This is a genomic window from Cupriavidus basilensis (genome assembly GCF_029335485.1).
Taxonomy (GTDB): Bacteria; Pseudomonadota; Gammaproteobacteria; order Burkholderiales; family Burkholderiaceae; genus Cupriavidus; species Cupriavidus basilensis_E.
Genome location: NZ_JARJLM010000146.1, coordinates 18,854 through 27,824, shown reverse-complemented (window position 1 = coordinate 27,824; position 8,971 = coordinate 18,854). Strand labels below are relative to the sequence as shown.

8 protein-coding genes are annotated in these 8,971 nt (G+C 66.7%); 5 read left to right on the top strand and 3 right to left on the bottom strand.

Going from position 1 to position 8,971, the window contains the following annotated elements; translation table 11 throughout:
• Positions 1 to 95 precede the first annotated feature (95 nt).
• Both queF and ilvA read right to left on the bottom strand, forming a co-directional pair.
• The gene (gene queF / locus P3W85_RS08450; protein WP_017225006.1) at positions 96 to 929 is read right to left on the bottom strand and encodes an NADPH-dependent 7-cyano-7-deazaguanine reductase QueF; all 834 of its coding nucleotides are present in this window, start codon (positions 927 to 929) and stop codon (positions 96 to 98) included.
• Positions 930 to 994: 65 nt separating this feature from the next.
• Positions 995 to 2,521, bottom strand: a complete 1,527-nt coding sequence (ilvA, locus tag P3W85_RS08445) for a threonine ammonia-lyase, biosynthetic (RefSeq protein ID WP_017225005.1) — start codon at positions 2,519 to 2,521, stop codon at positions 995 to 997.
• Between the two features lie 252 nt (positions 2,522 to 2,773).
• On the opposite strand from ilvA, the gene otsB reads away from it, so the two are divergent.
• From otsB to P3W85_RS08430, 3 genes are all read left to right on the top strand, one after another.
• Positions 2,774 to 3,559 (top strand): trehalose-phosphatase, encoded by a 786-nt coding sequence (gene otsB, locus P3W85_RS08440; protein ID WP_276264438.1) that lies wholly within the window; start codon positions 2,774 to 2,776, stop codon positions 3,557 to 3,559.
• A 12-nt stretch (positions 3,560 to 3,571) separates the two neighbouring features.
• On the top strand, positions 3,572 to 5,410 hold the full coding sequence (locus P3W85_RS08435; protein ID WP_276264437.1) for a glycoside hydrolase family 15 protein: 1,839 nt from the start codon (positions 3,572 to 3,574) through the stop codon (positions 5,408 to 5,410).
• Between the two features lie 118 nt (positions 5,411 to 5,528).
• Positions 5,529 to 6,920, top strand: coding sequence for an alpha,alpha-trehalose-phosphate synthase (UDP-forming) (locus P3W85_RS08430; RefSeq protein WP_035818501.1), 1,392 nt, complete (start codon positions 5,529 to 5,531; stop codon positions 6,918 to 6,920).
• 69 nt (positions 6,921 to 6,989) lie between these two features.
• Here the strand turns inward: P3W85_RS08430 and P3W85_RS08425 are convergent, their stop codons facing one another.
• On the bottom strand, positions 6,990 to 7,427 hold the full coding sequence (locus P3W85_RS08425; RefSeq protein ID WP_276264436.1) for a helix-turn-helix domain-containing protein: 438 nt from the start codon (positions 7,425 to 7,427) through the stop codon (positions 6,990 to 6,992).
• A 75-nt stretch (positions 7,428 to 7,502) separates the two neighbouring features.
• Here P3W85_RS08425 and P3W85_RS08420 point away from each other — a divergent pair, with 75 nt between their 5' ends.
• Positions 7,503 to 8,384 (top strand): class I SAM-dependent methyltransferase, encoded by an 882-nt coding sequence (locus tag P3W85_RS08420; protein WP_035818499.1) that lies wholly within the window; start codon positions 7,503 to 7,505, stop codon positions 8,382 to 8,384.
• 18 nt (positions 8,385 to 8,402) lie between these two features.
• Positions 8,403 to 8,897 (top strand): DUF2938 domain-containing protein, encoded by a 495-nt coding sequence (locus P3W85_RS08415; protein WP_276264435.1) that lies wholly within the window; start codon positions 8,403 to 8,405, stop codon positions 8,895 to 8,897.
• Positions 8,898 to 8,971 lie beyond the last annotated feature (74 nt).

Below are 8,971 nucleotides of genomic sequence, written 5' to 3'. Positions count from 1 at the left end.
GAATCAGGTTTCTGAATTGCAGCATTGTCATGCCGCATGAAGTCTCTTTCTGAAACGAGTGAATTTTCAGGCTAAATGCTATGTTTTTGGCGGCGCTACTGCCGCGCATTACGCCGGTTGTCCGGCCACGGCGTGTTGTAGTTGGTCCGGAACGGATTGATGTCCAGTCCGCCGCGCCGCGTGTAGCGGGCATAGACCGCCAGCTTCACCGGTTTGCACTGGCGCATCACATCGGTGAAGATACGCTCCACGCATTGCTCATGGAATTCGTTGTGGTTGCGGAACGAGATCAGGTACTTGAGCAGCGCTTCCTCGTTGATCGGTGCGCCCACGTAGCGGATCTGCACGCTGCCCCAGTCGGGCTGCCCGGTCACGAGGCAGTTGGACTTGAGGAGGTGCGATACCAGCGTCTGTTCCACCGGCGCTTCGTCATGGTTGGCGTGCAGCAGTTCGGGGGCCGGTTCGTAGATGTCGGTCTCGATGTCAAGGCGGTCCAGCAACTGGCCTTCCAGCTCGCCCATCTTCTGCGTGCCCAGGTCGGCCTCGGTCACCAGCCGCACCTGCACCGTGCCGCCGGTGGCCTCGGACAGGTCGTGGTGCAGCAATTGCTGCAGCGCTTCGGCCGAGGCGATCTTGCTCTGGTTGAACGAATTCAGGTAGAGCTTGAACGACTTGGACTCGACGATGTTGGGCGTGTCGGCGGGAATGATGAAGCTGGCCAGCGCCACCTGCGGCTTGCCTTTCATGTTCAGCCACGACAGCTCGTAAGCGTTCCAGATGTCCACCCCGAAGAACGGCAGGGCGCGGCCTTCGGCCAGGCCGATCTCGGTGCGCTTGGGCTGGCGCGGGATCGGGAACAGCAGGGTGGGGTCGTATTCGGTCTTGTAGGCAGAGGGTTTGCCTAGCGGCGATTGTTCGGGAAGGCTCATGGTTGCCTCGCGTGTGGCCCCGCCCATCCCCGTCGAGGGGGGCAGGGCGGGAGCCACGGGATTGATCAGGACAAAAACAGCTTGTACACCGGATTCTCGGTCTCTTCCCAGTGTACATAGCCCAGCGTGGCGAGGAAGGCGCGGAAGGCGCGTTTCTCGTTCTTGGGCACCTGGATGCCAACCAGGATATTGGAGGTGTCGCCGCCCTGGTTGCGGTAGTGGAACAGGCTGATATTCCAGTTCGGGCTCATGCTCGACAGGAAGCGCATCAGCGCGCCCGGACGCTCCGGGAACTCGAATCGGTACAGCAGTTCGTCGTGCGCCAGTTGCGAATGCCCGCCCACCATGTAGCGGATATGCTGCTTGGCCAGCTCGTTGTTCGACAGGTCCACCGTATCGAAGCCGTGGCGGCGGAAACCCGCGGCGATCTTCTCGTTTTCCGCGCGGCTCGCGATCTGCACGCCGACGAAGATGTGCGCCATGCTGTTGTCGGCGATGCGGTAGTTGAATTCGGTCACGTTGCGCGTGCCGACCTGCTCGCAGAAGCGCTTGAAGCTGCCGCGTTCCTCGGGGATGCTGACTGCGAAGACCGCCTCGCGCGCCTCGCCCACCTCGGCACGCTCGGCCACGAAGCGCAGGCGGTCGAAGTTCATGTTGGCGCCGCAGGCGATCGCCACCAGGTGCTGGCCCTTGAGCTTCTCGCGTTCGGCATACAGCTTCAGGCCGGCCACGGCCAGCGCGCCTGCCGGCTCCAGGATGCTGCGGGTGTCCTGGAATACGTCTTTCAGGCCCGCGCAGATGGCGTCGGTGTCCACCAGCACGATCTCGTCGACCAGCTCGCGCGTGATGCGGAAGGTTTCCTTGCCGACCAGCTTGACCGCGGTGCCGTCCGAGAACAGGCCCACTTCCTTGAGTTCCACGCGCTTGCCCGCGTCCACCGAGCGCTTCATCGCGTCGGAGTCCACGGTCTGCACGCCGATCACCTTGATCTCGGGACGCACGGCCTTGATGTAGGACGCGATGCCGGAGATCAGGCCGCCGCCGCCGATCGCGACGAACACCGCGTGCAGCGGGCCCGGATGCTGGCGCAGGATCTCCATGGCGATGGTGCCCTGGCCGGCGATGACTTCGGGATCGTCGAAGGGGTGGATGAAGGTCAGCTTGTGCTTCTTCTCCAGCACCGCGGCGTGGTTGTAGGCATCGCTGTACGACTCGCCGTGCAGCACGATCTCCACCCATTCGCCGCCGCGCTCGCGCACCGCGTCGATCTTCACCTGGGGTGTGGTCACCGGCATGGCGATGATGGCCTTGCATTTCAGCCGGGCGGCCGACAGCGCCACGCCTTGGGCGTGGTTGCCCGCCGAGGCCGCGATCACGCCGCGCTTGAGTTCCTCCGCCGTCAGCGAGGCCATCTTGTTGTAAGCGCCGCGCAGCTTGAACGAGAACACCGGCTGGGTGTCCTCGCGCTTGAACCACACCGAGTTGCCGGTGCGTGCGGAGAGGAGGTGCGCGTAGGTGAGTTCGGTTTCCTGGGCCACGTCATACACCTTGGCGGTCAGGATCTTTCTCAGGTAATCGGGTTTGCGGGTCATCGTGGACAGCCGGGGCGAGGATGGGCGGAAACCGCTAATGATAAAGGATGGCGCGGGGTGCCGATGCCTGCACCGGCACCCGGGCCTCCGGCAAGGCGGCGCGCAAGGGTCTTCCAGGTCACCCCGGATGCCGCGCGCCGGGCCGCCGTGGCGGTGCAACCGGCGTCCCTGCCTGCTCTGGGAGCGATCGCGCACTTTGTAGGACGAAGCCCGGTGGACGCTGCCGGAGCACTCGTGATACGGTGTAACGCAATGCCTTCCCTACCTCTTATCGAACCGAACACCGCGCTGTTCCTGGATTTCGACGGTACGCTGGCCGACCTTGCGCCGCGTCCCGACCTCGTGCAGGTCGAACCGGAACTGGTGGGGACGCTGCGCGCCCTGCATACGCAACTGGGCGGCGCCGTCGCGCTGATTTCCGGCCGGCCGATCGCAGAACTGGACCATTTCCTGCATCCGTTGCGGCTGCCCGCGGCCGGCGTGCACGGCGCGGAACTGCGCGATGCGGGCGGCTACCGGCTGCGCGAGCAGGATCGCGCCGTGCCCCTGTTGCTGCCGCCGCTTTCCGCTCTGGTGAACGCGCATCCCGGCTTGCAGCTCGAGCCCAAGGCGGTGGCGGTGGCGGTGCACTATCGCGCCGTGCCCCATCTCGAAGGCCTGGTACGCAACTTCGCGGCAGAACTGGCAAGTGGCGTGCCCGGCATCGAAGTCCTGCACGGCAAGATGGTGGTCGAACTCAAACCGGCGGGCGTCGACAAGGGCGGCGCGATCGCCGCCTTCATGCGCGGCCCGCCCTTTGCACGCCGCCTGCCGCTGTTTGCCGGCGACGACATCACCGACGAGGCCGGCTTTGCCGTGGTGCGGCGCCTGGGCGGCGTCGGCGTGCTGGTCGGCGAACGGCCCAGCGCTGCCACCGTCAGCGTGCCCGGCCCCGCCGCGCTGCGCTGCTGGCTGCATCGCTCTGCCAAGGCGCTGGAAGCCATGGCCGCCGCCGAGGGCGCGCCGGAGCCGGGAACCACATCCACAACGACGTCTTGAGGGGGATTCGCTGTGAGCAACCCATTCACCGAGGGTAGGCAGGCCAGTGCCGAGGGCGCCGGCCGCCATGCCGATCCGTCGCTATCGCTGGGCATGATCGGCAATTGCGCGATCTCTGCGCTGGTCGATGGGCATGGCCGCATCGTGTGGTGCTGCCTGCCGCGCTTCGACGGGGATCCGGTCTTCAATGCCTTGCTCGATCCTGGCGAGAATGCGGGCCACTTCGCCATCGAGATCGAGGATGTCAGTGACGCGCAGCAATGGTACGAGCCCAACACCGCTGTATTGCGCACGCGCCTGACCGACCGGCACAACAACTGCCTCGAGATCACCGATTTCGCGCCGCGGTTTTTCCGGCTCGGCCGCTATTTCCGGCCCACCACGCTGATCCGGCGGATTCGCCCGGTGCGCGGAGCGCCGCGCGTGCGGGTGACGGTGGCGCCGCGTTTCGACTGGGGGCGCGTCAAGCCCGAGATCACGCGCGGCAGCAGCCATGTGCGCTATATCGGCGACGGCATGACGCTGCGCATGACCACCGACGCGCCGCTGACCTATGTGCTGTCGCAGACGCCTTTCCTGCTGACGCGCGAGCACAATTTCATCCTCGGGCCGGACGAAACCCTGCAGGGCGGCGTGGAGGAAACCGCGCGCCATTTCGAGCAGGAGACCACCGCCTACTGGCGCATGTGGAGCCGCCGCCTCGCGGTGCCGCGCGAATGGCAGGACGCGGTGATCCGCGCCGCCATCACGCTCAAGCTGTCGCTCTATGAAGAGACCGGCGCCATCGTTGCCGCCATGACCACCAGCGTGCCCGAGGCGCCGGGCAGCGGCCGCAACTGGGACTACCGTTTCTGCTGGCTGCGCGACGCCTTCTTCGTGATCCGCGCGCTCAACAGCCTGTCCGAGGTCGGCACCATGGAGGACTACCTGCGCTGGTTGTCCAATGTAGTGATGCAATCCAGCAACGGGCATATCCAGCCGCTGTACGGCATCGGGCTCGAGCTTGAATTGCCGGAGAGCGTGCTCGATCACCTGCCGGGCTACCGCGGCATGGGCCCGGTACGCGTGGGCAACCAGGCGCAGGAACACTTCCAGCACGACGTCTACGGCAATGTGGTGCTGGGCGCGGCCCAGGCCTTCCATGACCATCGCCTGCTGCACCGGGCCGGGGCCGCCGAGTTCCGCGTGCTGGAGACCGTGGGCGAGCAGGCGGTGCGCGTGTTCGGCACGCCCGACGCGGGCATGTGGGAGCTGCGCACCCGCGCGCGCGTGCATACCTCCTCCGCGCTGATGAGCTGGGCCGCCTGCGATCGCCTTGCCAAGATCGGCGATGCGCTGCAGCTGCCGGATCGCGCGGCGTACTGGCGCGGGCATGCCGACGGCATGAAGGAGCGCATCGTGCGCGAATCCTGGAGCGATGAGCGCCAGGCGTTCGCCGAGAGCTTCGGCGGCCGCGAACTCGACGCCAGCGTGCTGCTGATGGCCGAAGTCGGCTTTATCGCACCGCAGGACGAGCGCTTCATGTCGACGCTCAGGGCGATGGAAGCCTCGCTGTGCGACGGGCCCTATATGCGCCGCTACGAGGCGCCGGACGATTTCGGCAAGCCCGAGACCGCATTCAATATCTGCACCTTCTGGCGCATCGACGCGCTGGCCCGTGTGGGACGCCGCGAGGAGGCGCGCGAGATCTTCGAGGCCATGCTGGCGGCGCGCAATCCGCTCGGCCTGCTGTCCGAAGACACCCATCCGTTGACGGGCGAGATGTGGGGCAATTTTCCGCAGACCTACTCGATGGTAGGTCTCATCAACGGCGCCACGCGCCTGTCCGCGCCGTGGGACTCGGTGATCTGAGCTTCGCCCGGGCAAGCGGGCGCGGCCCGGGCACCGGCAGCGGCGCGCCAGGCCGGGCCCCGCAGGCATCGCAATGCTTGCGGGCGGCGCGCAGGGCCAGGTTCTGGCAAAGGAAGACATGGGCAGACTAGTAGCGGTATCCAACCGCGTGGCCGATCCGCGCAACATCGCCGCAGGCGGGCTTGCGGTGGCGCTGGGCGAGGCGCTCAAGGCCACCGGCGGCATGTGGTTCGGCTGGAGCGGCAAGATCGTGGAGCCTGCCCAGGGAGGTACGCCAGGCGAGGGCGAGCTGCATATACAGCAGGCCGGCAATGTCACGCTGGCCACGGTCGACCTGTGCCGGGAGGACCATGACGCGTACTACCAGGGCTACAGCAACGGTGTGCTGTGGCCGGTCTTTCACTACCGCATCGACCTGGCGGATTTCGATTCCGCCTATCTCAACATTTATCGGCGCGTCAACCAGCTCTTTGCACGCAAGCTGGCGCCGCTGCTGCGCCCGGACGATGTGATCTGGATCCACGATTACCACCTGATTCCGCTTGCCTCGGAACTGCGCGCCATGGGCTGCGGCCAGCGCATGGGGTTCTTCCTGCATATCCCGCTGCCGCCGCCGCTGATCCTGGCCGCCATCCCGCAGCACGAGTGGCTGATGCGCGCGCTCTTCGCCTATGACCTGATCGGCTTCCAGAGCCAACTCGATCTCGAGCATTTCTCGCGCTATGTGCAACGCGAGGCGCAGGCCGAGCCGATGGGCGAGTACCGCTTCCGTGCCTTTCATCGTACCGTGCGCGCGCAGGCTTTCCCGATCGGCATCGACGTCGACGAGTTCGCGGAACTGGGGCGGTGCGACGAATCGCGCGAGACCTACGAGATGATGCGCGGGCAATACGCGAGCCGCCGGCTGCTGCTCGGCATCGACCGGCTCGATTACTCCAAGGGGCTGCCGCAGCGGCTCAAGGCGGTGAGGGCGCTGATGGCGCAGTATCCGGAGAACCGGCGCAGCGCGACCCTGATCCAGATTGCCGCACCGTCGCGCGAGACGGTGGATGCCTATGCCGATCTGCGGCGCGAGCTGGAGGGGTTGTCAGGGGCGATCAATGGCGAGTACGGGGAGCTGGACTGGATGCCGGTGCGCTACATCCATCGGATCACCGCGCGGCGCAGGTTGCCGGGGCTGTGCCGCGCTTGCCGCGTGGCGCTGGTTACGCCCTTGCGTGACGGCATGAACCTGGTCGCCAAGGAGTTTGTCGCCGCGCAGGATCCGGATGATCCGGGGGTGCTGGTGCTATCGCGTTTTGCCGGCGCGGCCGAGCAACTGCGCGAGGCGCTGCTGGTGAATCCCTACGATATCAACGCCACCGCGCAGGCGATCCAGCAGGCCTTGCATATGCCGCTGGCGGAACGGCAGTCGCGGCACCAGAAGCTGCTGGAGCGCATCCGCGCGCAGGATGTGCATTGGTGGCGGGGGGAGTATCTGAGGGCGCTGGCGGAGACCGAGGGGGGGTGAAGGGCGGTCGACTTTGACCACAGTACCCTGGCGCAGGCAATGGATGCTCCTCGATAGAGGCTCCTGGAACTAGCTCCGCGGCGGCTGTGGCGTCTTCTTCCCTCGCGCTCCAATAGCGCCGGAAGCTGCGGCCTGCAGGATGCGGCGGAAGGTGGGACATTCCATGTGGCTCGGCGCGGGGCAGGCGGCGGCGTGCCGCAAGCCGTCGCGCATGGCGCTGAGCCTGCGGATGGTCCTGTCCAGTTCCTCCGCCTTGGCGGCGAGCATCTGGCGGTCGATGCGCGGCCGCCCCTGCGGCACGAACATGAGTGCAATCTCATCTAGCGAGAAGCCGGCGGCGCGCCCCAGCGCGATCAGCGCCAGCCGTTCCGGCACGCCGGGATCGAACTGGCGGCGCAGCCCGCGTCTGCCGGTAGAGGCAATCAGCCCCTTTTCCTCGTAATACCGCAGCGTCGATGCGGGAACGCCGGATCGCTGCACCACCTCGCCAATGTCCAGGTTTTTCATCCTCTTGACCTCAAGTCGGCTTGAATCTGCATAGTTTAGCTTCCGCTTCTTGAGGGCGAGTAAGGAAAAATGACCATGGATGCCACACCCCAGACCGATAACGAACAGACTGCGCTTTGGAATGGCCACGCCGGACGCGCCTGGGTCGATGCACAGGCGTTGCTCGACCAGATGTTCAAGCCGTTCGAAGAACTGCTCGTCGAAGCGGTCCGCGCCGGATCCGGGCACCGGGTGCTCGACGTCGGCTGCGGTACGGGCAGCACGACGCTCGCCGTTGCGCGGCTGCTCGGCGCCGGGGGCCGCTGCGTCGGCGCCGACATTTCGGATCCGATGATCGCCGCCGCCCGGGCACGCGCCGGGCGGGAAGACACGACGGCCAGCTTCATCCGCGCGGACGTGCAGATGCACGCCTTCGAGCCCGCGAGCTTCGACACGATCATTTCGCGCCTCGGCGTCATGTTCTTCGACAACCCGGTCGCGGCCTTCGCCAACCTGCGGCGGGCGGCAAGGGACGATGCCGAACTTCAGTTCATCGCCTGGCGGAGTGCCGCGGAAAATCCGTTCATGACGACGGCCGAGCGCGCCGCTGCGCCGCTGCTGCCGAACCTTCCCGCCCGCCGGCCGGGCGTACCGGGGCAGTTCTCCTTCGCCGACCGGGATCGGATCTCTACCATCCTGGAAGAGAGCGGCTGGGCCGGGATCGACATCCGGCCGATCGATGTCGACTGCACCCTGCCCGAAAAGGCGCTGGCCGGCTACCTCTCCCGGTTCGGGCCCGTCGGCCTGATCCTCCAGGACGCGGACGAGCGGACGCGCGCGCAAGTCGGCGAAGCTGTCCGCGCCGCCTCCGAGCCCTATGTGCACGGAACCGAAGTTCGCTACACCGCCGCCTGCTGGATGGTCAGCGCCCGGGCGCCGTCCGCGTCAGCCGCGCCGCGGGAGGCAGCCCATGCCTGAGGCAGTGGACCATCTGATGTGGCTCTGCTGATCGGGGCCGGCGCGACGGCGGCGACGGACATCTGGGCAGCCGCCCAAAAGCGGCTGCTCGGCATCCCTCCCTTGGACTATGCGCTGGTGGGCCGCTGGCTCGCCCATCTGGCGCGTGGACGCTTTCGCCACGATCCCATTGCCGCCTCACCGCCCGTACAGGGCGAGCGCCTGATCGGCTGGATCGCCCATTATCTGATCGGCATGGCGTTCGCGGCCCTGCTGCTCGTGTTCTGGGGCCTCGACTGGACCCGTCATCCGACGCTCGGCCCCGCGCTGATCGTTGGCATCGGCAGCGTGGCGGCGCCCTTCCTTTTGATGCAGCCAGGCATGGGCGCAGGCGTGGCCGCCAGCCGCACGCCGCGTCCCGCCGCCGCGCGCCTCCATAGCCTCGTCACGCACGGGATTTTCGGCCTCGGCCTTTACGGGACCGGCTGGGTTGCCAGTCTGCTGGACACGTTTCAATGGCGAAGCTGCTGCTAGCGGCGCCAGGCCATCGGCTTTGACGCAAGCCGTCGAAGCCGATCTCCCGGGGCGAGCCCAGAGGCATGGCGACT